This window comes from Parvibaculum sp. (assembly GCF_039973015.1).
Classification (GTDB): Bacteria; Pseudomonadota; Alphaproteobacteria; order Parvibaculales; family Parvibaculaceae; genus Parvibaculum.
The window spans coordinates 25,543-50,520 of sequence record NZ_JBDWLT010000002.1 but is presented as its reverse complement, the minus strand read 5'-3'; the positions used below and the strand labels follow the sequence as shown (position 1 = coordinate 50,520).

Annotated in this window: 21 protein-coding genes and 2 riboswitches; of the genes, 5 read left to right on the top strand and 16 right to left on the bottom strand. The window is 63.4% G+C overall.

All coding sequences use genetic code 11. The features are described 5' to 3' along the window. Positions 1 to 5 precede the first annotated feature (5 nt). The 4 genes from ABJO61_RS00515 to ABJO61_RS00500 all read right to left on the bottom strand — a co-directional run bounded on the left by ABJO61_RS00515 (position 6) and on the right by ABJO61_RS00500 (position 2,132). On the bottom strand, positions 6 to 281 hold the full coding sequence (locus ABJO61_RS00515; RefSeq protein ID WP_348323448.1) for an addiction module antidote protein: 276 nt from the start codon (positions 279 to 281) through the stop codon (positions 6 to 8). Further along, on the bottom strand, positions 268 to 591 hold the full coding sequence (locus tag ABJO61_RS00510) for a type II toxin-antitoxin system RelE/ParE family toxin (protein ID WP_348323447.1): 324 nt from the start codon (positions 589 to 591) through the stop codon (positions 268 to 270). Before ABJO61_RS00510 ends, ABJO61_RS00515 begins: the two co-directional genes overlap by 14 nt. A 144-nt stretch (positions 592 to 735) precedes the next feature. Next, positions 736 to 1,569 (bottom strand): cobalamin-binding protein, encoded by an 834-nt coding sequence (locus ABJO61_RS00505; RefSeq protein ID WP_348323446.1) that lies wholly within the window; start codon positions 1,567 to 1,569, stop codon positions 736 to 738. Continuing rightward, a complete protein-coding gene (locus ABJO61_RS00500; protein ID WP_348323445.1) occupies positions 1,569 to 2,132 on the bottom strand; it encodes a hypothetical protein in 564 nt (187 codons plus the stop codon). The genes ABJO61_RS00505 and ABJO61_RS00500 overlap by 1 nt, the downstream gene beginning before the upstream one ends. Positions 2,133 to 2,228: 96 nt before the next feature. Then, positions 2,229 to 2,449, bottom strand: a riboswitch (cobalamin riboswitch). A 222-nt stretch (positions 2,450 to 2,671) separates the two neighbouring features. On the opposite strand from ABJO61_RS00500, the gene ABJO61_RS00495 reads away from it, so the two are divergent. From ABJO61_RS00495 to ABJO61_RS00485, 3 genes are read left to right on the top strand one after another with little or no spacing between them, the layout of a single operon-like run. Further along, positions 2,672 to 3,010: a helix-turn-helix transcriptional regulator gene (locus ABJO61_RS00495; protein WP_348323444.1), complete on the top strand. Its 339-nt coding sequence runs from the start codon at positions 2,672 to 2,674 to the stop codon at positions 3,008 to 3,010. Then, positions 3,000 to 4,316: a type II toxin-antitoxin system HipA family toxin gene (locus tag ABJO61_RS00490; protein ID WP_348323443.1), complete on the top strand. Its 1,317-nt coding sequence runs from the start codon at positions 3,000 to 3,002 to the stop codon at positions 4,314 to 4,316. Before ABJO61_RS00495 ends, ABJO61_RS00490 begins: the two co-directional genes overlap by 11 nt. After that, positions 4,313 to 4,996 (top strand): ATP-binding protein, encoded by a 684-nt coding sequence (locus tag ABJO61_RS00485; protein ID WP_348323442.1) that lies wholly within the window; start codon positions 4,313 to 4,315, stop codon positions 4,994 to 4,996. The genes ABJO61_RS00490 and ABJO61_RS00485 overlap by 4 nt, the downstream gene beginning before the upstream one ends. A 23-nt stretch (positions 4,997 to 5,019) precedes the next feature. Here the strand turns inward: ABJO61_RS00485 and ABJO61_RS00480 are convergent, their stop codons facing one another. Beyond that, positions 5,020 to 6,084, bottom strand: coding sequence for an SO2930 family diheme c-type cytochrome (locus ABJO61_RS00480; protein ID WP_348323441.1), 1,065 nt, complete (start codon positions 6,082 to 6,084; stop codon positions 5,020 to 5,022). 5 nt (positions 6,085 to 6,089) lie between these two features. After that, positions 6,090 to 7,337: a parallel beta-helix domain-containing protein gene (locus tag ABJO61_RS00475; protein ID WP_348323440.1), complete on the bottom strand. Its 1,248-nt coding sequence runs from the start codon at positions 7,335 to 7,337 to the stop codon at positions 6,090 to 6,092. 151 nt (positions 7,338 to 7,488) lie between these two features. Between ABJO61_RS00475 and ABJO61_RS00470 the strand changes: the two genes are divergently transcribed. After that, positions 7,489 to 8,136 carry a TetR/AcrR family transcriptional regulator gene (locus tag ABJO61_RS00470; protein WP_348323439.1) on the top strand — a complete coding sequence of 216 codons (648 nt, stop codon included), beginning with the start codon at positions 7,489 to 7,491 and terminating at the stop codon, positions 8,134 to 8,136. A 71-nt stretch (positions 8,137 to 8,207) separates the two neighbouring features. On the opposite strand, the gene ABJO61_RS00465 is transcribed toward ABJO61_RS00470, so the two are convergent. After that, a complete protein-coding gene (locus tag ABJO61_RS00465) occupies positions 8,208 to 11,276 on the bottom strand; it encodes a hypothetical protein (protein WP_348323438.1) in 3,069 nt (1,022 codons plus the stop codon). 18 nt (positions 11,277 to 11,294) lie between these two features. Further along, complete coding sequence (locus ABJO61_RS00460; RefSeq protein WP_348330611.1) at positions 11,295 to 12,614, bottom strand: tetratricopeptide repeat protein; 1,320 nt, start codon at positions 12,612 to 12,614, stop codon at positions 11,295 to 11,297. 289 nt (positions 12,615 to 12,903) lie between these two features. Between ABJO61_RS00460 and ABJO61_RS00455 the strand changes: the two genes are divergently transcribed. Beyond that, positions 12,904 to 14,028, top strand: a complete 1,125-nt coding sequence (locus ABJO61_RS00455) for a site-2 protease family protein (RefSeq protein ID WP_348323436.1) — start codon at positions 12,904 to 12,906, stop codon at positions 14,026 to 14,028. On the opposite strand, the gene ABJO61_RS00450 is transcribed toward ABJO61_RS00455, so the two are convergent. The 8 genes from ABJO61_RS00450 to ABJO61_RS00415 all read right to left on the bottom strand — a co-directional run bounded on the left by ABJO61_RS00450 (position 14,025) and on the right by ABJO61_RS00415 (position 24,698). Beyond that, entirely contained in the window at positions 14,025 to 14,846 is an 822-nt protein-coding gene (locus ABJO61_RS00450) for a type II CAAX endopeptidase family protein (RefSeq protein ID WP_348323435.1), read from the bottom strand. The genes ABJO61_RS00455 and ABJO61_RS00450 overlap by 4 nt on opposite strands. Positions 14,847 to 14,935: 89 nt before the next feature. After that, the gene (gene atzF, locus ABJO61_RS00445; protein WP_348323434.1) at positions 14,936 to 16,744 is read right to left on the bottom strand and encodes an allophanate hydrolase; all 1,809 of its coding nucleotides are present in this window, start codon (positions 16,742 to 16,744) and stop codon (positions 14,936 to 14,938) included. Next, a complete protein-coding gene (gene uca, locus ABJO61_RS00440) occupies positions 16,741 to 20,361 on the bottom strand; it encodes an urea carboxylase (protein WP_348323433.1) in 3,621 nt (1,206 codons plus the stop codon). Before uca ends, atzF begins: the two co-directional genes overlap by 4 nt. 44 nt (positions 20,362 to 20,405) lie before the next feature. Further along, positions 20,406 to 21,035 carry an urea amidolyase associated protein UAAP2 gene (locus ABJO61_RS00435; protein WP_348323432.1) on the bottom strand — a complete coding sequence of 210 codons (630 nt, stop codon included), beginning with the start codon at positions 21,033 to 21,035 and terminating at the stop codon, positions 20,406 to 20,408. A 4-nt stretch (positions 21,036 to 21,039) separates the two neighbouring features. Beyond that, positions 21,040 to 21,876, bottom strand: a complete 837-nt coding sequence (locus ABJO61_RS00430) for an urea amidolyase associated protein UAAP1 (RefSeq protein WP_348323431.1) — start codon at positions 21,874 to 21,876, stop codon at positions 21,040 to 21,042. Positions 21,877 to 21,993: 117 nt separating this feature from the next. Beyond that, entirely contained in the window at positions 21,994 to 22,767 is a 774-nt protein-coding gene (locus ABJO61_RS00425) for an ABC transporter ATP-binding protein (RefSeq protein ID WP_348323430.1), read from the bottom strand. A gap of 2 nt (positions 22,768 to 22,769) precedes the next feature. After that, entirely contained in the window at positions 22,770 to 23,585 is an 816-nt protein-coding gene (locus tag ABJO61_RS00420; protein ID WP_348323429.1) for an ABC transporter permease, read from the bottom strand. A 30-nt stretch (positions 23,586 to 23,615) separates the two neighbouring features. Continuing rightward, positions 23,616 to 24,698, bottom strand: coding sequence for a putative urea ABC transporter substrate-binding protein (locus ABJO61_RS00415; RefSeq protein ID WP_348323428.1), 1,083 nt, complete (start codon positions 24,696 to 24,698; stop codon positions 23,616 to 23,618). Between the two features lie 92 nt (positions 24,699 to 24,790). After that, positions 24,791 to 24,918, bottom strand: a riboswitch (guanidine-I (ykkC/yxkD leader). Positions 24,919 to 24,978 lie beyond the last annotated feature (60 nt).

The following is a 24,978-nucleotide window of genomic DNA, read 5'->3' as shown; positions in this document are numbered from 1 at the left end:
AAGCTTTAGGCGGCAACCGTCATTTTCAGGCCCAGAGCCTTCACCACTTTCAGCACGGTCGCGAATTCCGGGCGCCCATCCGCAGACAAGGCCTTGTAGAGACTGGCCCGGGTAAGCCCCGTTTCCTTCGCCACCTCGGTCATTCCCTCGGCCCGCGCCACCACCCCGAGCGCATGGGCAATGAGTGCCGGGTCGCCATCCTCGAATACGGCTTCGAGATAGGCCGCCACGTCCTCACGGGTCTTCAGATAGGCCGCGCTATCGTAACTAGTTGATTTCACTGCCACCTTCATCCTCACTTGTGATCCGCCGGGCAAGCGCGAGCGCTTCGGCAATGTCTCGCCGCTGGCTGCCCTTGTCGCCGCCGCAGAGAAGGAGCAGAAGCGTTTCGCCTCTTCCCGTGAAGTAGACGCGATAGCCGGGACCATACGAAATGCGAAGCTCGCTAACGCCCTGGCCGACCGGCTTCACGTCTCCTGGATTGCCAAGAGCAAGCCGGTCGATCCTGACCAGAATGCGCGCCCGGGCTTTTGTATCCTTCAATCCGGCGAGCCAGCGGGAAAAGACGAGAGTTTGCCGGATTGTCATCATTGCATTTTGTATCCTATGGGATACAAAAAATCAACATCCTCAAGGTTGCCGAGACAACCGGCAAATCTTCCAGGCACTCCAGTCACTTGCCGCACGATCCTGAAGTGCCCTGACCTCGACCGTCATCTTACCGTCACCAAACCGTCACATCCGGGCGGCTTGTCCCCGCCCCGGGGATTTGCCCTCCGCCAGCGCATGGGCGCGCGCGTGAATGATATCCCGCAAAACGGCAAGCCCCTCGGTGAGCGATGCCGGACCCGGCTGCAGGATGATCGACGACTTGATCTCGTGAAGGGCCCCGTCGCGAATAACGGGGATATCCTCGAAGGCGGTCCGGGCCGCCACCTTCTCCGGCCTGAACTTTTTTCCGCACCATGAACCGATGATGAGATCGGGCTCACGCGCCGCCACCTCTTCATAGGAAATGATCCGGTCCTTCGCCGAGCGCCGCGAGGCGAGGTCATCGAAAATATCGTCCCCGCCCGCGATGGCGATGAGTTCGGACACCCATGCGATGCCGGAGATGGCGGGCTCGTCCCACTCCTCGAAATAAACGCGCGGGCGAAGCGGAAGCGCGGCGCTCTCCGCCCTCACCTTTTCCATGCCCTCCACAAGCGAAGCAACGAGCGCCTCCGCTTCGCGGGCCTTCCCCGTGAGCGCACCCAGCATGTGGATCATGTCGAGGATCTCAGGGATGGTCCGCTGGTTGAAGGCATGGACATTGACGCCCGCCTTCACGAGGTCGCGAACGATCTCGGCCTGAATATCCGAGAAGGTGAGAACGAGGTCCGGTTCGAGCGCGAGGATCTTCGGCACGTCGGCGGAGATGAAAGCCGAGACACGCGGCTTCTCACGCCGTGCCCGAGGCGGGCGGACCGTATAGCCGGAAATGCCGACAATACGGTCCTCCTCGCCGAGAAGGTAAAGCGTCTCGACCGTCTCCTCCGTGAGACAGACGATTCTTTCGGGCGGAAACATCAGCCCGCCCGCGCAGGAAGCGGCGCCGCGACGCCCGCAAGCTGTCCGAGCTTTTGAACGCCTGCGAGAAGCGCGAGCGCCAGCGCGTTCATCTGCAAGACCCAGCGCACGACCTCCGCCGAAAGCCCGTGCTCGCCCGTGCCGATGAGAAGGCCCGCGCCCTGAAACCCGAGCTGACAGGCGGCGAAAGCAGCGATGAACGCAAGCGCGAGCGAAATGACATAGCCGCTGCCGGAGGCAAGACGCGCCACGATGAGCGCCGCGCCAAGACCGAGCATGGCGGAGACCCCGATGCCCGCACCCCAGGCGATGGTGGCAGCATCATGCGGGTAATCGAGGAAGCCGAAGCCCACCACCTGATTGATGGCAAAGGCGAGCAGGATCGTCAGCGCCGCATCGAGCCTGCGCATATTGAGCGCGGCGACGGCCGCCAGCGCCGCGAAAGGCGCCGCACAGGCGAAGACGAAGCTGAAAAGCGTCGCGGCAGCCGCAAGAAAGACGCCCCAGCCGAGGCGGCGCGCATTGCCGGATAGCGGGAAAGATGTGTTTGTCATATCGGTCATGGCCAATACCCTCGTTATGGCGGGCGGGCATGACCAAAGACGCAGGCGGATGCGAGGAAGCAAGGACCGCCGACGGCTCCCGGGCACCCCGCCCAAAAATCCAGTCTCCGTCGCGGCAGGTCTCCTGGCTCGCGGGTCGCTGCATCCTCTCCGCCTTCCCGGCGCATGAAGCGCCAGTGGCTTGGTGGAAAAGATGCTCGCCGCTTACAGTTGCGGGGGCAGCTCCGGTTACGCTTTGCCTCGAAAGAGGATCGGCGCCCCGGATTCCCTTTTCACCTTGAACCGAAATTCAAGGAACCGTGACGGGCACGAGGGTCAACATATTGGGGTCTGTGTCAAGACAGGCTTGCGGAAGCGGCCAGCGGCGGGCATTCCCCTCTTGCCTGGATATCTCGCAAGAACAGATCCATAAACAGATCATAAAATGAATATATGCCCTATTTATGGAGCATCACTCAAAGACAGACTTGATACCCAAAGAAAAGCACTATAAACAAGTCTTAAAGTAGCTCCACGGCCTGTTTATAGAGCAGATATAGATGGCGAAACCCGCGACCAGAAGCTATTCCCGATATGCCCGCGAAGCCGCCGAGCTGCTCGGCCTTACGATCCGCAACGCGCGGATCGAGCGCGGGCTGACGGTGGCGGAGGTTGCCGAGCGCGCGGACATCTCGCGCGGTCTCGTTCAGCGGATCGAAAAAGGCGAACCGGGCTCCTCCATCGGCGCCGCGTTCGAACTGGCGGCTATCGTCGGCGTGCGTCTCTTCGAGGCAGAACCCGCAATGCTGACCCGGCACCTCGCCATGACGCGCGACAAGCTGACCCTGCTGCCCAAAGCGGTTCGCACCGGCGCGAAGGGAGTGAAGGATGACTTCTGACCCCTCACCCCGGGACACGCCGGAGGACGCCCCGAAGGAGGCTTATGTGTGGGTATGGCTCCCTGGCAGCACAGACCCCGTGGTCGCGGGACGCCTCGAACGCGACGGCGGCCGCCTGATCTTCAATTACGGCCGGAGCTATCTCGACCGGCGCGATGCCATCTCAATCTACGAACCCGAACTGCCGTTGAAGCACGGCGCAATCCCGCCGCAAGCGGGACTCGCCATCGCCGGCTGCCTGCGCGACGGCGCACCGGATGCATGGGGCCGCCGCGTCATCATGAACCGGTTGCTGGGCGCGAAGGGACGGGACGCCGATATCGGCGCGCTCGACGAGTTGAGCTATCTGCTTGCGTCCGGTTCGGACCGGATCGGCGCGCTCGACTTCCAGTCATCGCCGGGCGACTACATGCCCCGCACCGCCCAGACGGCAACGATGGAAGAATTGCTGAGCGCCGCGGAGAAAGTGGAACGAGGCGTACCGCTGACGCCCGGCCTCGACCAGGCACTTTTTCACGGCAGCTCGCTTGGCGGCGCCCGCCCCAAGGCATTGATCGAGGATGGCAAACGAAAACTCATCGCCAAGTTCTCGTCCTCGACCGACACTTACAATGTGGTGAAGGCGGAATATCTGGCCATGCGGCTCGCCGCGAAGACCGGGCTCGACGCCGCGCCCGTGCGTCTCGAACGGGTGGCAGGAAAGGACGTGCTGCTGGTCGAACGCTTCGACCGCGAGAAAGGGCCGGACGGCTGGAAACGAAAGGCAATGGTCTCCGCGCTCACGCTTTTCGGCCTCGACGAAATGATGGCGCGCTATGCGAGCTATGAAGACCTCGCGGAAATCGTCCGCCATCGCTTCACCGCGCCGAAGGCGACATTGCACGAACTCTTCGCCCGTCTGACCTTCAACATCCTCTGTAGCAATACGGACGACCACGCCCGCAATCACGCTGCCTTCTGGGATGGCAAGGGACTGACCCTGACGCCCGCCTATGACATCTGCCCGCAGAACCGCACCGGCAATGAAGCAAGCCAGGCCATGGCCATCACGGGAGACAAACGGCTGAGCAATCTCGCGACGTGCCTCGAAGCCGCGCCGCATTTTCAGCTCGATGCGAGACAGGCCGAAGAGATCGCCGCCATCCAGATCGAGACCGTCGGCAAACACTGGAACGAGACCTGCGACGAAGCCGCCCTGAACGAAATCGACCGGAGGCTGCTCGGCACCCGCATGTTCCTCAATCCCTTCATTTTCGAGGGCGCACCGGACAAGCTTGCACGGATGAAAGACCGCATCGACGCATGAAACAATCGAAGGCAGCAAAACCAAAAGCGATACTCTCCTGGAGCTCCGGCAAGGACAGCGCCTTTGCGCTGCATGAAGTGAGGCGCACGGGGCTTGCCGATGTCGTCGCGCTTCTCACCACGGTCAACGAAACCCATGAGCGTGTCGCGATGCATGGCGTGCGCGAAAGCCTGCTCGACCTGCAGGCGGAGGCAGCCGGCCTGCCGCTCATCAAGGTGAAGCTGCCCTGGCCCTGCCCCAATGAGGTCTATGAAGAGCGGATGGGGCAAGCGATGGCGCGCATTCAGGCCGACGGCATCACCCATACGATCTTTGGCGATCTCTTTCTTGAGGACATCCGCGCCTATCGCGAGGAGCGCCTTGCGGCAGCCGGCATGGAAGGCCTCTTTCCGCTCTGGGGACGCGACACGAAAACACTCGCGCGCGAGATGATCGCGAGCGGTCTCGTCGCGCATCTCGCCTGCGTGGACCCGAAACAGGTGCCCGCAGCGCTTTCCGGGCGGCGCTTCGACGAAACGCTGCTCGCGGAACTGCCCGCAAGCGCCGACCCCTGCGGCGAAAATGGCGAGTTTCACACCGTGGTCACAGCGGGGCCAATGTTTACCCGTGCAATCCCCGTGACCATCGGCGAGACGGTGACGCGCGAAGGCTTCGTCTATACGGACGTGATGCCGGTCTAGAAGCCGGGCGTCACACCATCGTCTCATTCCATCCGGGCGACCCATTCGCGCAGCAGCGCGACGGCGCGGGCATCGGTGAGCGAGCGGCCAAGCTCCGGCATCATCACGCCGGGCTCCGTGCTTTCCACGCGATAGACAAGGATCGAGGCATCGGGATCGCCAGGCGCGATATCGACCTTGAGATCGCCCGCGCCACGGCCCGCCGCCACCGGATGCTTGCCGATGCCAAGCGCCGCCGGTTCCTTCTCGTCCCATGTAAGAAAGAGGCCGGAATTGCTGGCCGCTGCCTCCGCCCGGTGGCAATGGGCGCAATTGATGTCGAGCCAGGCGCGGGCGCGCGCATCGAGCGGCGCGGTCTCGTCGAGCCAGTCGGGCACGGCAGGCACATGCGTCATATCGGGGAGGCTAACGAGAATGCCCGCCGAGGCCCAGCGCAGGAGCTGGTTCTCCGGCCCCTCGTCATAATCGAAAGCATGGTTCAGGTTGCGCGCCTTGGGACCGATGGGCACGATTTCGCCCGAGAGTTCATGGCAGCCCTTGCACTGGGCCTTGTTCGGCACGGCATAGACGATCTCTTGCGCGCCGCCATCGGGGAGCGGGACCGTCATCGGAATTTTCGCGCCGACGATCTTCAGTTCCGCGTCGCTCTGTTCCTCGTTCCAGACATAGGCCCAGGCCTGCCAGCCCTTTTTCTGGTGAAGCAGCACGCGCGTCTCGACGAGCCGCAAGCCGCCGGGACGGCCTGCTGCCTCATAGGCAAAGGTCTTGACCAGTGCAGCACCGACGGGAAAGTCGAAAGCTTCATGTGCGTTGTAGGCGGCGCTCTCGCCCTTTGGCACATAGACGAAGCGGCGCTTCTCCGCGAAGTCGGTGAAGAGCGGCGTCGCGGGCGCGAAAGGAAGAACGCCGGGTGCGGGCACCTGACGCGGCGCATCGGCGAAGAAGCCGAAGGCGGAAAGTTTCGCGGGCGGCTTCGCGGCGAGGATCGCCTGGTCGTCAACCGCAGATGCCGCCCCGGTTGTCGCACCGAGAAGAAGCGCGGCGAAAAGCGCCCTCTTCAGGAGCGATATGGGAGCGCGCGCTGCCACAGGGTTCAGCCTTCCACGTCCGGCGCCATGTCCTGCGGGAGCGTCACCGCCGCGGGCTCGGGCAGGCTGCCTTCGTAATCTGCGATGTCGCGGTCGGGGCTGGTCTCCCAGGGGAGCAGCATGTGCGAGATCATCTTCGCGTTGGCAAATGTCGTGCCTTCGGCTTCCTTCACATAGATCCGGTTTTCCGCCGCAACCCATGTGAACCATTCGGGAATGCGCGTGACGCCATCCCAGACGATATCGGGGATCGGTGTGCCCGCCCGCTCCGCGAGAAGTTCGCCGATCTCGTTGTCCGGCGCAGCCCCGCCCTCGCCATAGCTGTTGTCGTGGATGAAGACACCGCGCGGCACGAACATGTAATTGTCGTCGTCATAGTCATTCGGATAGGCCGCGACGAGAACATGCACCGTGCCGTTGCCCGAAAGGCGGTTGCCGAAGATGTGCACATTGCGGTTCGCCATCACCATGATGCCGGTGCCCATCGGCACCGAGCCGACGATATTGCCCGCAGGGGCGAAATTCGGCGTGTCATTGTCGATGGATGAATTGTCGAAGACGCGGATATCGTGTCCGCCCTGCTGCGGCAGGTTGGGCAGGTCGAAAATCAGGATGCCGCCCGTATTGTGACGCGCCATGTTGCCATAGACATCGGCGCGGAAGCAGTTCTCGATCTCGATGCCGGCGACGTTGTATTCGGCGAGGCTGTTTCGGACGATAATGTCCTGGCTCTGGCCGACATAGATACCGGCGTCGGACGCGCCGCGCACCGTCACGCCCTCGATCAGCACGTTGGTGGAGGAAACGGGATAGACGCCATAGGCGCCGTTTTTCTCATCCGGGCCGTTGGTCCATTCGACGCGCAGATTGCGGAAGGTGATGCGGTCCGAGCCCTTCGACTTGATGCCGTCGCCCTTCGTATCCTCGACCGCGAAATCTTCCAGCACCACACTGTCGGAGGTGACGAGCAGGCCCTCGCCCGAGCCGGTCTGCCCCTTGAAGGAGAGCACGGTCTCTTCCGCGCCCGCGCCGCGGATGGTCACGCCATCGGCATCGAGGACCAGCCCGTCTGCAATGTCCCAGCGCCCGGCTTCAAGCAGGATGGTGTCGCCCTCTTCCGCCATGATGAGCGTTTCGATGAGCTTCTCCGTGCCATCGGCCGGGGCGAGCCGGACCTCCGCTGCCCATGACGTCCCCGCGCCAAGAATGGCGAGCGTGAATGCGAGCGCTCCCGCTGAAAAGTTCAACTTCATCTGCTTCTCCCCCAAGCCCATGCAAAGACCGAGAGCCCGGACAGGAAGCTGCCGGGCACTCATCTGATGACAAAATGCGGCCTTCGCGCTGGCTCTGTCAACAAAAATGAAATAGTTTCACTTTTTGAGAGAGACAGCACCGGACCCGGGAATGCGAGCGAGCACGGCAGAAACACCCCTGCGAGGGGCAAAGCGCGTTCCCGTGCAGACGCGGGCGCTGAAGACGCGGGCCGCGCTGCTGGCGGCGGTGGAGGAGATCGTCGCGGAGGACGGCGCGGAGGCGGTCACCACGACGAGCGTTGCCGAACGCACCGGCGTCGCGGTGGGGAGCCTTTACCGCTACTTCAGGGACCGCGACGCGCTGCTTCTCGCCGCCTATGACGCCACCGTCGAGCGGATCGCGGCGGCGAGCGTCGAGCGGCTGGCGGGTCTCGGCGAGGAGACGGATGTCGAAGATGCGGCGCGCCTTCTCCTGCGGGTCTATCTGGACGAGGCCGAAGCGATCCCGTCCCATACGAACCTGCTCCGGGCCATGCGCTCGATCCGCACGACGGAGGAAGAGCAGGACCCGGCGAATGTCACCATCATCGGCGAGCGCATCGCGCCCTTCCTCAAGAGGTTTGCGCCCGATGCACGTCTCGACCCGGCGCGGCTGCATTTCATGAACGTGCTGATCGGCAATCTCGTCGACCTCTATCTCGTGACGCCGGGAACGCAAGAAGAGCGAGCGGCGCGGCGCGAGGAAATCGAGGCGCATATGCTGCTCGCGCTCAGGCGCGCAATCCGTCCGGGACGCTGACAGGCAAAAAGAAAGGCCGGGCATTGCCGCCCGGCCTGAGTTTCAGCGCATCCAGAGAGAAGATCGAGGGATCACGGAGGCGGAGGGGGAGCCTGCGTGAAGACGCCCGCGCCGGTGATGCCGTAATCGCCGAAGCCGATTGCGTATCCGAGGCCGATCGTCTTGCCGCCCTGACCGAAGGCCTGACCTTCAACGGCAGCGCTGCAGGGCGTAATCGCACAGGCCGCACCCGTGCCGCCGCCATCCGGCGTGAAGGTGACGGGCAGCGAGCCGTTGAACTTGCCGTCCGTGCCCATCGTGAGCTCCGAGGTGGAGGGAGTGGCAAGACCGCCCGTCGTCGTCAGCTTGTAGACGGCATCGCCCGCCATCGACACGTCGAGATCCGTGCCGATCTTCGTGCTTGCCCCGTTCCAGGCGACGACCATGCCGCCCGAAAGCGTGCCCGGCGCCGAACGGCCGTCATTGAAGACGGGAGCCGTGTAACCGGCGAGTTCGTACTCCGCCGTACCGCTGGCGGGAAGATCGGTGGCGGTAGTGCCGACGATCCAGTGCATGCCCTTGTCGCCCGTCAGGTCGGCGCCGACATAGCCGTTATAGGTGCCGGTGCCGCCCGTCTCGCCGCCGGTCCAGCGGCCCCACATGACGTCATCGTTGCGTCCGAGTTCGGCCATGCCATTGGTGCCGATATTGGGCGTCGATTCCGAGCCCGGATTGGTGCGGACCTGATAGCTGATGAGCGAACCGTCCTCGCCGAAAACCGCTGCCTGATCGGTAAAGACGGCGTTGCTACCATATTTGGAAACGACAGCAGAGTAGTTGCCGTCCGCGAAAGGCGTGTCCAGCGGGTCCGACAGGGACGCCACTTCCGCGCCGTCCGTGGTGAAGGCAGCCGAACCGGAGATCGCCCGGCCCAGATAGGCGCTCTGCCAGATCTGGTAGTTGAGTGCGGCGGAAGAACCGCCCTCGCCGGAGACGAAACCGTAGAGCGAGAAGAAGCAGCTCGAGTTCGACTCGCAGGCGCGCCCGCCATCGTCGATGGTGAAGGTGCCTTGCCCCATCTTCACGATGCTGTTCGTGGGATAGATGGAGCCGGTCGTATAGACGGCGAAGGGCGAGAGATGCGGCATGTCGAGGCCGCCCGGCGTCTGCACCACATAGATGTGATCGTCCGGCATGTCGATTTCGAGATCGAGGCCGACGGCGGGCATGCCCGAACCGTAACCGATGGACATGCCGCCGGTAAGCGTGCCCGGCAGCCCGCCGCCATCGGCGAAGGTCGGCGAGGTCGCCGCGGCAAGGTCGTAATAGGCGACGCCATAGGTCGGCAGGTTCGTCGCCGCCGTGCCCACCGCATAATGATAGGACTGGATATCCGCCGAGAGAGAGGTGGCGAGATAGCCCTCTGTCGTGCCGTCGTTCCAGCGGCCGATGGTGACATCCTCATTGCCCCAGAGATCGGCAACCTTCGTATCGCCCCGGTCCGTACCGTCCGGGCCCGTGTAGTCGCTCACGAAAGAGGAAAGTGCGCCGCGCTGATCGAGCTCGATGGTCGAGTCATCGACAAAAACACCGTTGAAGGCGACCTGATAAGGCCCGCTGCCGAGCGGCGCGTCGATCTCGCCGCTTTCGGTCGGAGGCGGTGCTTCGCCCGGCGTATAGGAACCCTGGGCGAAGACAGCCGCGCCGGAAATGCGCTTCGCGCGATAGAGATCGTCGGACGGCGCGGAGAAGTCCATGATCTGGTAGGTGATGCCGACATCTTCGCCCGCATCGCCGGTGAAGAGGCCGTAGATCGACGCATCGCAGTTCGAGGTCGGACAAGCCGCGCCGGCCTGCGCCATCTGGATGCCGTTGAGACGGAAGATGCCTTGCGAGAGATCCTTGTATTGCGGTGCGGCCGAAGGCGCGGCGGCCCCGCCCGCGGTCTGGATCACATAGACATGGTCACCCGGCATATCGACCGTGAAATCGACACCGACCTTGAAGATCGGGCCGAACAGAATGCCAAGCTCGCCATCGAAGGTGCCGGGCGCAAAGCTGCCATCGTCGATGGTCGGGCTCGTCGCGGCGACGAGATCGTAGGTCGCGACGCCGTTCGTCGGGATGCTCGCTTCGTTCGTCGGCTTGCCATACATCAGGTGGAAGCCCTGATAGCTGGTGCGGCCAAGTTCGGAGAAGGTCGTGCCGTTATAGTCGTTGTAGTAGTTGCCATGCGTCTCGCCGCCCGCCCAGCGCTCGATGAACACGTTGCCGTTGGAATTGGCGCGCTCAAGTGAATCGTTCGAATTGCGTTCGAGGTCTTCGCTCGAACCGTCGCCGACCTTGTAGCGGTTGAGCTCGCCGCCAGAACCAATGGTAACGGTTACATCGTCGCGCGCATCGATGCCGATGGCATCCGCCGCATAGGCGATGACATAGCCCGTCTCTTCCGTGCCGGTGACGGGCACGACGACCCCGGTGACGGGCGGCGTGCCGCCATAGCCACCGCTTCCGCCGCCGCCGCCACCACTGCCACCGCCACCCGCGGCTTCCTCGACGACCCCCGAACCTTCCGAACCCTGCTCATCGGCGGGCGAGTAGTTCGTGTCGTCCGGCCCGGACTGCGTCATTTGCGTCGTGTTGACCGGCGGCGGCGTGAAGGTGCCGGCGATGCTGGTTTCGCTCGCCTCATAGCCCTGGCCGGCCGAGAACTGACGTTCGCCGCCGCCATTCGCGACTGTCGCCATGCCCTGATTGACGCGGCCGGCAAGTCCGCCATCCTCGCCCTCGAAGGCAGAGAAGGCGCCGCCCGTGGTGGCGATCGTAACGCCGCCCTTCGAGACGGAAATCGGCATGCCGCTTGAGGCAACGCGGATCGCGCCCGACACGAGCTCGAAGGAAAGACTGTCGCCCTCACCCGTTATGGTGAAGACGGAACCGGGCTCGATGGTGACGATGCTGCCATCCGGCGCCTGAAGCTGGAGCAGCGTGGTGGCTGTGACAGTCTGGCCCGGCTCGATATTGGCGACATCGCTGCCGCCACCCTCGACGGAAGCGCCGCCGAAGAGAACGGGGAGCGCCGAAGCGCCGGTTGCCGAAAGCGCAAGCGCGGCGGCGACGGCCGTCGTTGCAAGAAGCCGGTTGATCGAAATCTTTTTCATGTGTCTGGCTCCTTCGGATCAAAAATCGAGACTGATGGAAACGGAAGCGACGACGCGGTCATACTCGTAGAGCACGATGTTGCTGTCGGAGCGCGTATAGGCGACCTCTGTGCCGAGGGTGAGGTCGTCGGTAAGGGCGTAGCGCAGACCCGCCGTCGCATCGGCGCGGATGACCGAACGCTCTTCGAGGAAAAGCGGATCGGGCTCCTTGTATTCGGAGGCCTCGACCGCAACGCTCGCATAGCCGCGAAGGCGCGGCATGAGGCCGACCTCGCCGCCGAGACGAAGGCCGCCAAAGGCATAGCTCAGATGATCGAAAGTTGAATCCGTGAGCTTTTCGTAACCTGCATAGGCGCCGCCATAGACGTAAGGGTCGCCCGCGCCGCCAAGCGACTGGCCGACGGTTGCGCCCGCCGTATAGCGGTTCGCGTTCTGAACGCTGTTCGAGGGATAATTGAGCTTCGAATATTGCAGGTAGACGGCATAGTCCGTCATGCCCGCCGTGCGATAGGTCCACTGGCCGAGCGCGCCATAGGTGTAGCGATAGACTTCGTCATCGACCCAGTAGGACTGCGCCTGACCGCTCAGCGTGAACGTGCCGTGATCGGGCGTACGCTGCGAATAGCCGAAATTGATACCCGCAATGCCCTGGTTGAACTGATCGAGATCCGAGTTCGCGCGGTAGGACGCGGTGAGATCGAGCAGGAGCTGCTTGTCGATGGCGATGCCATGCGTCACGGAGCTGCGCCCGGAAACTTCGCCGAACGCATCGTCCTGCGAAGTCGCGCCCGCGCCGAGCGTCGCAAAGCCGAGCCCTGCGAAGGCGGGAATGAGGATGCGGCTGTCGCTCGTCGAATTGTTGACGTTGCTGTCATAACCGCCGCGGACCGTGACGCGGTTTGAAATCTGCGTGCCGCCGCCGGAAAGACCGGTGTCGAGGGCGGTTACGTAGCGGTCGATCGTTTCGCGCACGCTGTCGGGCACGCTGTCTTGCGCCTCGACGGTGGCAAGCTCGCGCCGCGCCGCCTCGGGCTCGTTCATGGCGATATAGGTGCGGCCAAGTTCCGCGCGCGCCTGAAGATGACCGGGATCGACCGCGAGCACGCGCTCGAAAGCGGCGACGGCTTCCGCCGGGCGGCCGGAATCGACCGCGGCAAGCCCGAGCATGTAGTCGTAACCCGGATTGCCCGCGCGGGCGCGCTCTTCAGGCTTCAGAATTTCATAAGCGCCCGCTGCGTCACCCTGCGAAAGGTGCTGGCTCGCCTCTTCCATCGGGCCTGCCGTTGCGGCACCCGCTGCGGCCAGCGCCAGCCCGGCCGCCAGCGCAAGACCCCTCACCTGCCGTCTGCTGTTTGAAAACCCCGTGCCCGCTTTGCGGCAACCGGCCCGGCCGCGCGCCCATTTCGACATCGTCACATCTCACCCCTTGTTACATCCGCGCCCGGCCGCTGCCTCCGCGCGGAACGCAACGAGAGGTGAATCGGCCGGAATGCCCTTTGGTGCCGGGAGACTAGGCAGGGGTGCCCGGCGCCGCATGACCCAAATGGACTAACGGGCTGCGCGCATCTGCCACCCGTGCGATCCGGGCTTCAACAGGTGTAGGATGTGGAAAACGAAAGGGAGCGCGATGTTTGGACATCAGATAAGGCTGTTCCGTCTGGCGGGTTTCGACGTGACGCTGGATCTGAGCTGGATCTTCATTGCCCTGCTCGTCACATGGACGCTGGCGACGGGCTATTTCCCGGAGGTCTATCCCGGCCTCACCTCGCCCGCATACTGGTCGATGGGCATTGTCGGCGCGGCGGGGCTGTTCATCTCGATCATCCTGCACGAGCTTTCGCATTCGCTCGTCGCACGTCGCTTCGACATTCCGATCAAAGGCATCACGCTCTTCATTTTCGGCGGCGTCGCCCACATGGAGAAGGAGCCGCCAACGGCGCGCTCTGAACTGCTGATGGCGATTGCCGGGCCCATCGCCAGCCTCGTTCTCGCGGTCTTCTTCTATATGGCCGCCTCCATCGCCCATGCAGCCGGACTCGGCGACACGGTGACAGGCGTCGCCTGGTATCTGGCCCTCATCAATTTCATGGTCGCCGTCTTCAACATGGTGCCTGCCTTCCCGCTCGATGGCGGGCGCGTCTACCGCGCCTGGCTCTGGGGCCGCTCGGGCGATCTCAACGAGGCGACGCGGCGCGCATCCTCGGCGGGGCAGACCTTCGGCCTCATCCTGATCGCGCTGGGCGTGGTGAGCCTTTTCACCGGCAATCTGATCGGCGGCTTGTGGTGGGGCCTGATCGGGCTCTTTCTCTATTCGGCCTCGCGCGGCTCCTACGCGCAATTGCAGGCGCATGTGCTGCTCGGGAGCGAACCCGTCTCGCGCTTCATGACCCAAAATCCGGTGACGGTACCCGCAGGCATCAGCCTGCGCGAGCTGGTGGACGGCTATGTCTATGGTTCCTTCCACGAAGCATTCCCGGTGATGGAAGGCGAACGGCTCGTGGGGCTTGCCGGTGTCGCGGAACTGCGCAAGACGGACCGCGCGGAATGGGAGAAGCGGCGCGTCTTCGACATCATGCAGCCCTTGTCGAAAACGAACGCCATTTCCCCCGGCGACAGCGCCGAAGCCGCCCTTCGCCAGATGAGCGAGAGCGGCAATTCACGGCTTCTGGTGGTGAAGGACGGAACCCTTCTCGGCATTGTCGCGCTGCGCGACATCATGCGTCTGATGGAACTGAAGCAGAGCCTCGGCTAAGCGGACAGGCGCGCAATCACGGCGACAACGCTCGGGCCGAGCAGGACGGCATTATAGACGCCGTGCATGATGACGGATGCGCGCAGCGAGCCCGTAAGGCGCGCGAGGCCGGCAAGGACAAAGCCGATCACGAAAAGCAGGATGCTCAGCGTCCAGCCGCCAAGCCCCGGCAGCATGAAAAGATGCCCATGCGCGAGCGAAAAAAGCGCCGCCGTGAGGCCCGCGCTCGCAGCGAAGGAAACCCGCCTCGAAAGAAGCCGGAACATGACGCCCCGAAAATAGAGTTCCTCGGCTACGGGCGCGAGCAGCACGGCGATGAAAAAAAGCGTCAGCGCCTCGGCGCCGCTCGAAGGCGAGAGAAGCTCGCTCTTCTCGATCAGTTCCTGCTGCGTTTCGGCGGGAAGCAGGGAGAGAAGCCACATGAAAAGCCCGGCGAAAATCGCGCCGAGGCCGCCCGCCGCAGACAGGCTGCGCCAGCGGACAGGCGCGAAATAGACGCCGGAAAGACGGTATCCGCGAAGCCTGAGCAGCAAAAAGCCGGTCGCGATGAAGCCCCCATAGAGCGCGACCTCGACGGTATAGGCAAACCAGACCGTCGCCGAGGTGCCGCGCGCCCAGAAGCGCAGGCCAAGGCCCTCCGGGGCATTAAGATACCAGTCGATGAGGAAAGCAGCGGTGGCCGCGACGAAGGCCACCGAAAAGGCCCCCGCCGGCAGAAGAACAACATCGTACCAGCGCAACGCCCGCGAGCTTGCAGGCGGCGCCCCCTCGGCAGGATCGGGCTCCGCCGATGCCGCTTCCCGGACCCGGATCGCCATGTCTCTACCGGCCCGCGCTATCGGTGAATTGCGTCATGAACAGGAGAATAATCGGCTTCGGCCCGCGAACGCCACTTCTTAAGCCCCGCTCAGCCCGGAACCTGCTCCGCTCTGGAGGCCATGAAGCCCCGCCAGCCGCCAAAGGAGGTGATTTCCTCCGCACCGTCGAGCCCGCTTTCCTCGCAGAGGAAGCCCTTGACGCGGCGCCCGCTCACGAGATCGAGCGTACCGATGCAAAGCGGCTGCGGTACGCCCGCCATGAAGCCGCCAAAGGCGGAACGCGGCACACGCCAGACTTCAAGCTCGATGGAACTTCCCCCCTCCGGCACCCGCACGAGACCGGGACGGAAAGGCGGACCGCCCGCCAGCGCATAGAAGCGATAGACGGGAGCGGTCTTCGTGCGCTCGACGAACATGGCGCCGCGCGAGGTCAGTTCATGATTGAGCGGCAGGCCCGACATATGCGCGCCGACAACGGCAAGCTCGATGAAGCCTTCATCGGGCGCGGCAGGCGGAACGGGACCGCCGGGCGTGAGCCCTTGCGCGCGCTCGAAGGCGGAGGCAAGCACGCCGAGCTTTCCTTCCGAAAAAGCGGGCGCTGAGAGCGTGACGCCGAAAGGAAGCCCCGCCGCCCTGCCGCTCGCGCGGATGCCCGCCGGAACCGCGATGCCCGCCATGTCGAGCAGGTTCATGAAATTCGTATAGGTGCCGAGGCGGCTGTTGAGCTTGACCGGCTCGGCAGCGATCTCGTCCACCCGGTAGATGGTGGGCGCGGTCGGCACGACGAGGACGTCGATATCCGCAAACAGCGTCATCGCCCGGCGCTTCAACGCTTCGAGCCGGTAGATCGCCTCGAAGGTTTCGACGGCATTGCGATCACGCCCGCCCAGAACAATGCCGCGCACGGTGGGGTCGGTTTCCGCCTCATGCGCCTCGATGAATTTGCCGATAGCGGCGGTGCGCTCCGCGACGAAGGGCCCATCGTAAAGAAAGGCTGCCGCTTCAGCGAAAAGCGAGAAGTCGATCCAGCGGGCGCGCCCGCCAAGTTCTTCCAGCCTTTCGCAGGCCTCGCCGAACAAACGCGCGGCCTCGTCATCGCCGAAGAACTGGAGGTCCGAGGCGCGCGGCACGGCGAAGGTAAACCCCTCGCCAAGCGTCGCGGGCGTTTCGGCCATGCGCGCGCGGGCATAGATGTCCTGCGGGTCGAAAGAGGCCGCCGCATCGAAGACGGCTTCAGCATCTGCGACCGTGAGCGCGAAAATCGACACGCAATCGAGCGAGCGGCAGGCGGGAACGACACCGCGCGTGGAGAGAAGCCCGCGCGTCGGCTTCAGCCCGACAATATTGTTGAACGATGCAGGCACACGGCCAGAGCCCGCCGTATCCGTGCCGAGCGCGAATGTGACGATACCGGCGGCGACCGCCACGGCGGAACCGGACGACGATCCGCCGGAAATATAATCATGATTGAAGACGGAACGGGGCGCCCCCAAAGGCGAGCGCGTGCCGACAAGGCCGGTCGCGAACTGGTCGAGATTGGTCTTGCCGAGCGGGACCGCACCCGCCTCGATCAGCTGGCGGACGGCAAAGGCGCTTTCCTTCGGCTGATAGGCAAAGGCGGGGCAGGCCGCCGTGGTCGGCAGTCCCTCGACATCGATATTGTCCTTTACCGCGAAGGGCACACCGAAGAGCGGCATGCGCGCCCGGACCTCACGCGGCAATTCATCCAGCGCCTTCGCCCGGGCGATGACTTCTTCATCCTCGAAGCGCGAAATCCAGATGGCGGGATCGTTGCAGGCATCGGCGCGGGAAAGCGCCTCGCGCGCAATGTCCTCGGCGCGGACGCCGGACGCCATCGCCGCCATGAGCGAGGGAAGCGAAAAGGAAAGACCCTTCACGATGCAGCCTCCATTTCCTGTACCGCCGCGTCGAGCGGAACCAGCGTAACGAGCGCCTGCCCCGCCTGCACCATCTTGCCCTGCGCGCAATGCACCTCGTGAACCCGCGCGGCGACGGGCGCGCGCACCTCGATTTCCATCTTCATCGACTCCAGCACCACAAGCGTCTGATCGGCGGCAACCTCGTCGCCCGGCGAAACGCCGATGGACCAGACGTTGCCAGGCACACCGGATTCGACGAGGCGTCCGCCTTCCGGCATGTCTGTCACCTCCTCGATGGCGGGCGCGTCGGGCTCGACCGCGCTCATGGCGAGGCCCTGCTCTTCCCAGCGCTTGCGCTCTTCCTCGAAGGCGCGGCGCTGCGAGACGCGGAAGGCGGAAATCCCCTCGGCATTTTCCTCCAGGAAGGAAAAATAATCGCTGAGGCGGAAAGTTCCCTCCTCGACCTTCACTTCATATTCGCCATGCAGGAAGGCCTCGCGCGCATCGAGCAGTTCTTCCGCCGGGACGGGGAAGAATTTCAGCCGGTCGAAGAAGCGGAGCAGCCAGGGCTTCTCGAAGTTCTTCGTTTCACGCCAGCTGTTCCACATCTGCACCGTGCGGCCGACGAGCTGGTAGCCGCCTGGGCCTTCCATGCCATAGACGCAGAGATAGGCGCCGCCGATGCCGACCGCATTTTCCGGCGTCCATGTGCGCGCCGGGTTGTACTTCGTGGTGACGAGGCGGTGACGCGGATCGAGAGGCGTTGCGACCGGCGCGCCGAGATAGACATCGCCGAGACCGAAGACCATGTAGTCCGCCTCGAAAAGAATGCGGCGCACATCGGCGATGCTGTCGAGCCCGTTGATCCGGCGAATGAACTCGATATTGGACGGCACCCAGGGCGCATCGGGCTTGACCAGCGTTGCATATTTGCGGACCGCCTCCCGCGCCGCGGCATCGTCCCATGACAGCGGCAGATGCACGGTGCGGCTCGGCACCTCGATATCGGCGGTGGGACCGAGCTTGCGCTCCATCTCTTCGAGCATGTCGAGAAGTTTGCGCGAAGGCAGCACATCCGGGTCGAAATGGATCTGCAGCGAACGAATACCCGGCGTCATCTCGATGATGCCTTCGGGGGCGCGGTCTTCGAGCGCCATCATCATCGCATGGGCGCGGAAGCGCAGCGCGAAGTCGAGAACGATGGGCCCGTATTCGACAAGAAGATAGTCGTCGCCCGCGCGGCGGTAGGTGACTTCGGTTTCGAGATCGCCGATCCGTGCGAGAACGGCATCTTCCTTCTGCACCTGCTGCGCGACGGGCGCGACGCCGCGCTTCAGCGTTTTCACCCATGCCCCCTCCGCATGGCGCATGGCCGTGGCTTCCTTTTCCGTGACGCGGTGGAAGCGCACCTTGTCGCCCGGCTTCAATTGCCCGATCTTCCAGAGCTCGGCCTTGGCAAGCGTTGCCGGGCAGACAAAGCCGCCAAGGCTCGGCCCGTCGGGACCGAGAATGATCGGCATGTCGCCCGTGAAGTCGATCGTGCCGACGGCATAGGCATTGTCGTGAATGTTGGAAGGGTGAAGCCCCGCCTCGCCGCCGTCCTTGCGCGCCCATCCGGGCTTCGGCCCGATGAGACGGACGCCCGTGCGCGCGGAGTTGTAATGAACCTCGTAAGCCGTGTTGAAGAGCGTCTCTATATCCTCGTCGAGAAAGAAATCCGGCGCGCCATGCGGCCCGTAAAGCGTCGCGATTTCCCATTCGCGGGTGAGCGGCGTGCGCGCGGATTGCGGCAGCGGCTCGGCAACGGGCGCGGCTGTAGCGCCTTCGCGATTGATGCGCAGCACATCGCCCGTCTTGAGCGCGCCGGTGCCATGACCGCCGAAGCGCCCGAGCGTGAAGGCCGAGCGCGAACCGAGATAGACCGGCGCATCGAAACCGTGACGCACGGCGAGATAGGCGCGCTGGCCAGCCCCCGTAACCTGACCGAGTTCGAGCGTCTGACCGCGTTTGACATTGACCGCGCACCAGAAAGGCACAGGCTCGCCATCAATCGTCGCGGGCATCTCCGCGCCCGCAAGCGCGATCACGGCATCGGTTCGGAAACGCAGCGACGGCCCGTTCAGCGTCATTTCCAGCGTGGCCGCATCTTCCGCATTTCCGGCGATGCGGTTTGCGAGGCGATGCGAGAGACCGTCCATCGGACCGGACGGCGGCACACCGACATTCCAGTAACCGATACGTCCGGGATAATCCTGCAGGCTCGACTGCGCGCCCGGCGAGAGCACATCTATACCGGGGTTCTCATAATCGTAAGCGGCCAGCGTCGAGGTAAGGAGCCTACCCTCCAGAAAAGCCGGTGCATGCGCGAGGGAGCGCAGATAGTCGAGATTGGTCTCGATGCCATAGACACGGGACGCCTCCAGCGCCGCCGCGAGCTTCGCCGCCGCCTCCTCGCGGGTATCCCCTTTCACAATCAGCTTTGCGAGCATGGGATCGTAGAAGGGGGTGACTTCCGTGCCGGTCGCGATCCAGCCATCGACGCGAATGTCTTCGGGAAACACGACCTCTGTCAGAAGACCGGAGGAAGGCTGGAAGTTGCGGCCCGGATCTTCCGCATAGAGGCGCACCTCCATCGCGTGACCTTTCGGCACGCGCTTGTAGTCTTCGAGTGGCCCAAGCTCGCCCGCCGCCTGCGCGACCATCATCTCCACGAGATCGAGGCCGGTCACTTCTTCCGTCACCGGATGCTCGACCTGGAGGCGCGTGTTCACCTCAAGGAAGTAGAATTTCTTCTCGTCCTCGTCATAGATGAACTCGACCGTACCGGCGGATGCATAAGCCACCGCCGCACCGAGGCTCACCGCCGCCTCGTGAAGCGCCTTGCGCTCGGCCTCGCCCAGATTGGGCGCTGGCGTCTCTTCGATCACCTTCTGGTTGCGGCGCTGCGCGGAACAATCGCGCTCGCCAAGTGCGATGACATTGCCTTCGCCATCGCCAAATATCTGCACTTCGATATGGCGCGCGCGGGCGACATATTTTTCAAGGAAGAGACCGCTATCCTTGAAGTTCGCCAGCGCAAGCCGCCGCACCGTATCGTAGAGACGCGGCAGCTCCTCCGCCGAATGGCAAAGCTGCAAGCCGATGCCGCCGCCGCCCGCCGTGCTTTTCAGCATGACGGGGTAGCCGATTTCCTCGGCCTTGGTCAGCGCCTCGTCGAGATCGACGATGAGGGAGGAACCGGGAAGAAGCGGCACGCCGCTCTTCTCCGCAATGTCGCGCGCAGTGTGCTTGAGCGAGAAGGCGCGCATATGCTCCGGGCGCGGGCCGATAAAGGCGACATCCTTGCGCGCCAGCGCGGCAGCGAATTCCGGGTTCTCGCTGAGAAACCCGTAACCCGGATGCACCGCCTCCGCGCCTGTTTCGAGCACGGCGGCGAGAATGGCATCCGCATCGAGATAGCTTTGCGCAACCGGCGCAGGACCGATGCAACAGGCCTCGTCCGCAAGGCGGACATGAGGCGCGAAGCGATCCGCTTCGGAATAGACGGCGACGGACGCAACACCCATGCGCCGGAGCGTCTTGATGACGCGAACTGCGATTTCGCCGCGATTGGCGATCAATACCTTGCCGAACATCTGGCCTCCTGGTGCCCGGCGGACAACGCCGCCGGAGGGCAAGCTCACGCTTCCCAGATCAACGTGCGAACGGGGGTGGGGTTGAAGGCGTTGCAGGGATTGTTCACCTGCGGGCAATTCGAGATCACGCAGAGCACATCCATCTCCGCGCGCAACTCGACGTAGTCCCCCGGCTTCGACAGTCCATCGACGATGGCGAGCGTTCCGTCCTCTTCGACCGGCACATTCATGAAGAAGTTGATGTTCGAGACGATGTCGCGCTTGGTCATGCCGTGCTTCGAAAGCTCCAGCACGAAATTGTCGCGGCAGCTATGCATGTAGCGCGTCTCATGGCCGAAGCGCACCGTGTTCGCCTCCGCCGAGCAGGCACCCGCCGAAGTGTCGTGATTGCCCGCCGTGTCGGCTGTAACGACAGCCATCGGATTGCCTTCATTCGAGATGAGCGTCGTGCCCGCCGTCACATAAGGCGAGCCTTGCGCCAGCGCCGTGTCCTGCGCGCTGTAACGCTCGGAAGGATCGGCAGCATTGTAGAAAAGCGTATCGACGGCCTGACAGCCTTCGAGATCGACAATGCGGAGCGTCTGTCCCTTCTTCACGACATGCGACCAGGGATGCAGCGCAGGGACCGTGAAATCGTAGAAGGCGTGTTCTTCGAGCTTGTTGGAAATGGTCATGGGTTCATTCCTCCCCGAGCGCGGCGAGATAGCGCGCATTGTTCTCGAAACCGCGAATCGCTTCTTCGGTCGCGGTGCGGCAGAAATCGTCGGCCGCGGGCGGCGGCGATTTCCATACGAGGAGGTCGATATCCTTCGGCGCATAGTCGCCGGGCGCGAGCGGATGCGGCGCATTGGACACAAAGACGAGAAGATCGAGCTCGGCGCGCAGATCCACATGGTCGCCGGGCACGGGCGCCTCGCCTTCCCAGCGGAAGCGGCCTGCCCCATCGACGCCCACCGGCGCGAAAAGCGTGAGACAGGGCGGTACGTCGCGCTTGTCGAGCCCGTGCTTCGAGGCAAGCAGAACGAAATTGTCCCGCGTGTTGCGGAGCGACGCATCGCCATATTTTCCGGCGTTGGTCAGCTTCGACGAGCCGCCCGTCAGCGCATCGTTGCGGCCATATGTGTCATCGGTGATGGAGGCCAGCACACGCCCCATGTCGGAAAAAAGAACACGCCCGCGAGAGAGCCGCGCATTCCACTGGATCTTTACCGTGTCGCCCGCGTTAAAGCGCTCGCTCCGATCCTTCGCATTGTAGAAGAGAAGCGAAACACCGGGTGTGGCGTTCGCATTGATCACGCGCAGCGTCTCGCCGCGTGCGAGCGGCAAGGCATGGGCCCATCCGCCGGGCACGGTTTCCTTCATACGGATGAGATTGTCCGCAATCACCTTCGGATTGCCCGTCGCCTCGCTGAAATCGCGAGCCTTCGCCTTCGCACCGCCAAAGAGACGGTAATACCGCTCCTGCTGGGCGGCATAGGGGCCTTCATATTTTCCGCTGCGTGATGCTTCCGCCATCGCGCGTCTCCACTTTTGCGCGCCGGGTTTCCCCGGGCCGAAGCCTGGCCGTCCAGGCACCATCCCCGTCTTGCCGGGGTTTTGCGAAACCGGACGGGCCGTCCCGTCCGAAAACTTCTATTGCGCCGCCGCTGCGAGCTCCTCGCGCATTTCGGGGCGCGGCGGCACGCTCTTGCCGTCGACGTCGAGATCGAAGGTGACGGTCGCGCCATAGGCTTTCATTTCTTCGGGCCGCGTACGCAGGCGGTCGAAGGCGATGACGCGGGTGCCGAGCTTGAAGGCTTCCGAGAGATCATGCGTCACCATGAAGATGGTCATGCCCTCCTCGCGCCAGAGCCGGAGCAGGATTTCGTGCACCTCCGCACGGATGCCGGGATCGAGCGCGCCGAAGGGCTCGTCGAGCAGCAGGATTTTCGGCTTCTTCACCAGCGCCTGCGCAATGGCGAGGCGCTGCTGCATGCCGCCCGAAAGCTCGGAGGGATATTTACCGGCCGCATTCGAAAGCCCGACGCATTTCAGCATTTCGAGAGACTCTGCTCTCGCCAGCTTCTTCGCCTTGCCGAACAGGCGGCCCATGAACGGGCTCTGCGCAAATTCGAGGCCGAGCATCACGTTCTGCAAGGCAGTGAGATGCGGGAAGACGGAATATTTCTGGAAGACGACGCCGCGATCGGGCGAGGGCTCGGCATCGAGCGCGACGCCATCGAGCAGGATGCGGCCCTTCGACGGTGCCTCGTCGCCCAGCATCATGCGCAGAAAGGTGGACTTGCCGCAGCCCGACGGGCCGACCAGCGCAACGAAAGATCCGGCCTCGACTTCGAGATTGATATTTTCGAGCACGGTCTGGTCGCCATAGACCTTCCACACATTCTCGACGGTGACCTGCGTCATACTCAGTTACCCCGATACATCCAGCGGAAAGCGAAGCGCTGGAAAAGACGCAGCGCGAAATCGAGCGCGAAAGCGAGAATGGTGATCCAGGCGACATAGGGCAGGATCACATCCATCGCGAGATAGCGGCGCATCAGGAAAATGCGATAGCCAAGCCCGCTATCGGACGCGATGGCCTCGGCGGCGATGAGAAAGAGCCAGGCTGCGCCGAGCGAAAGGCGTACGCCGTCGATGAGGCGCGGCATCATCTGCGGCACCACAATGCGGATGATGATCTGCCAGGTGGACGCGCCGAGCGTCTGCGCCTTGATGATTTCCTCTCGCGGGATTTCCGCCGTGCGCAGCGCGAGATCGCGAATGATGAAAGGCGTAATGCCGACCGCGACGAGCACGACTTTCGCAAGTTCACCGAGACCGAACACGATGAAAAGAATGGGCAGCACCGCGAGCGGCGGGATCATCGACAAAACGCTGGTGAACGCGTTGAAGGTGGAGCGGAAATAGGGGATGAGCCCCTGAAGAATGCCGAAGACACCGCCAATGACGGTCGCGACGGCGACACCGATACCGAGCCTTGTAAGGCTCGATATCGTGTCTGTGAGCAGCAGATAATTGCCGCTGCGCGGATCGGGCAGAAACGCCATGCGCTCGATCGCTGCCGCAATCGTGGACCATCCCGGCAGCAGCTTGTCGTTGGGGTTGACCGAAAGGCGGGCTTCCGACGCAAGCATGTAGGCGATGAGGACGATGACGAAGGGAATGAGCATGAGCCCAAACCTGACCGCGACGTCCGGTTGCCGGTTGATCAATCTACGCATGGCGTTACTGGCCTCTTTACGGGATGACGCTCAGAGTTCGCCGTCGGCGGCCATCTGTGCGTATTCGGTCGTGTAGCGGAGCAGCACGTTGTTCTCGTCGCCGACCACCGTTCCATCCGCAAGCTCGATACCGATATAGCCGGGCGACGTCGCCGCCTGACCGAGGAGGCCGTGGTCGAAGAGGAACTTCGTGACGAAGCTCGTCAGCTCTCCGAGGTTGCCTTCGGTGAACTCGATATAGTCTTGCGGCGTGTAGAACATTTCGGTCGCAGCAAGCTGCGCTTCATAACCGGCGAGATCCGTGCCGGAAGCCGTACCCATCGCGGTCTTGGCGGCCGTTGCCGCATCGCCCTCACCCGACATGAGCGCCATCGTTTCGTACCAGATGCCGGTCATCGCCTTGGCGAAAGCGGGGTTGTCCTTCAGCGTCTGCGTGTTGACGACGAGGGAGTCCTGGATTTCGCCGGGAAGCTTCGTCGAGTCGTAGACGTTGTAAGCGCCCTCTTCCTGAAGGATTTCGGCCGCCATCGGGTTCCACGTTACCATCGCCGTAACGTCGGGCGTCGCATAGGCCGCGATCATGTCGGCGTCGGATGTATTGACGACCGTCACGTCCTTTTCCGACATGCCGATATTTTCGAGCGCGCGGGCAAGCACGTAATGCGAGACGGAAAGCTCGACCAGATTGACCTTCTGGCCCTTGATGTCCTCAAGTTCGTCCTTGCCCTTGAGGATGATGACGTCATTGCCGTCCGAATAGTCGCAGATCAGCAGGATCGTCGAGTCGATGCCGCCAGCCGAGGGAATGGCGAGCGCATCCATGTTCGTCGCCATCACGCCGTCATAGGCGCCCGCCGTGAACTGGTTGATGCCTTCGATGTAGTCGTTGAACTGAACGAGCTCGATATTGATGTCGTACTTGTCGGCCCACTTCTTCACGATGCCGTTATCCATCGCGTAGCCCCAGGGCATCCAGCCGACATAGATCGACCAGGCAACCTTGAAATCCTTCTTCTCTTCGGCATGTGCGGGCGAAAGCGCGGTGAAGGTAAGCGCGGTGGCGACAAGAGCCGCCGCAAACAATTTGAGTGATGAGAGTCTGAATGAAGTCATATAGCCAGTCCTCCGGATCAAGTGATCGCGTTTCAAAAAGCGGAGGATTGGCGTCACGGCGGTTCTGCAATGCCAACCCTCGCATTACATCCGTCTCCCGGGCTTTTATCCCGCCGTGTACCTGCCCGCTGTTCACCGGACAGGGTGCGGCTCTCGGACCAGACACTTCGCAAAAACCGCTCGATATACGCGCGAAGCCGGAACCCTAGCCGCTGCCGGTATCCTTCTTCGCAAGGCCCGTGCCAGTTCGTTGCAGCGCAAAAACGCCCCCTTGGCGGCA

Excerpts from the sequence above, each read along its gene's own strand:
- ABJO61_RS00465 (WP_348323438.1), bottom strand. The coding sequence starts at position 11,276 with ATGAAAAAGATTTCGATCAACCGGCTTCTTGCAACGACGGCCGTCGCC.
- uca (WP_348323433.1), bottom strand. The coding sequence starts at position 20,361 with ATGTTCGGCAAGGTATTGATCGCCAATCGCGGCGAAATCGCAGTTCGC.
- ABJO61_RS00455 (WP_348323436.1), top strand. The coding sequence starts at position 12,904 with ATGTTTGGACATCAGATAAGGCTGTTCCGTCTGGCGGGTTTCGACGTG.
- ABJO61_RS00435 (WP_348323432.1), bottom strand. The coding sequence starts at position 21,035 with ATGACCATTTCCAACAAGCTCGAAGAACACGCCTTCTACGATTTCACG.
- ABJO61_RS00500 (WP_348323445.1), bottom strand. The coding sequence starts at position 2,132 with ATGACCGATATGACAAACACATCTTTCCCGCTATCCGGCAATGCGCGC.
- ABJO61_RS00420 (WP_348323429.1), bottom strand. The coding sequence starts at position 23,585 with ATGCGTAGATTGATCAACCGGCAACCGGACGTCGCGGTCAGGTTTGGG.
- ABJO61_RS00450 (WP_348323435.1), bottom strand. The coding sequence starts at position 14,846 with ATGGCGATCCGGGTCCGGGAAGCGGCATCGGCGGAGCCCGATCCTGCC.
- ABJO61_RS00485 (WP_348323442.1), top strand. The coding sequence starts at position 4,313 with ATGAAACAATCGAAGGCAGCAAAACCAAAAGCGATACTCTCCTGGAGC.
- ABJO61_RS00510 (WP_348323447.1), bottom strand. The coding sequence starts at position 591 with ATGATGACAATCCGGCAAACTCTCGTCTTTTCCCGCTGGCTCGCCGGA.
- ABJO61_RS00475 (WP_348323440.1), bottom strand. The coding sequence starts at position 7,337 with ATGAAGTTGAACTTTTCAGCGGGAGCGCTCGCATTCACGCTCGCCATT.
- ABJO61_RS00470 (WP_348323439.1), top strand. The coding sequence starts at position 7,489 with ATGCGAGCGAGCACGGCAGAAACACCCCTGCGAGGGGCAAAGCGCGTT.
- ABJO61_RS00425 (WP_348323430.1), bottom strand. The coding sequence starts at position 22,767 with ATGACGCAGGTCACCGTCGAGAATGTGTGGAAGGTCTATGGCGACCAG.
- ABJO61_RS00490 (WP_348323443.1), top strand. The coding sequence starts at position 3,000 with ATGACTTCTGACCCCTCACCCCGGGACACGCCGGAGGACGCCCCGAAG.
- ABJO61_RS00495 (WP_348323444.1), top strand. The coding sequence starts at position 2,672 with ATGGCGAAACCCGCGACCAGAAGCTATTCCCGATATGCCCGCGAAGCC.
- ABJO61_RS00430 (WP_348323431.1), bottom strand. The coding sequence starts at position 21,876 with ATGGCGGAAGCATCACGCAGCGGAAAATATGAAGGCCCCTATGCCGCC.
- ABJO61_RS00415 (WP_348323428.1), bottom strand. The coding sequence starts at position 24,698 with ATGACTTCATTCAGACTCTCATCACTCAAATTGTTTGCGGCGGCTCTT.
- ABJO61_RS00505 (WP_348323446.1), bottom strand. The coding sequence starts at position 1,569 with ATGTTTCCGCCCGAAAGAATCGTCTGTCTCACGGAGGAGACGGTCGAG.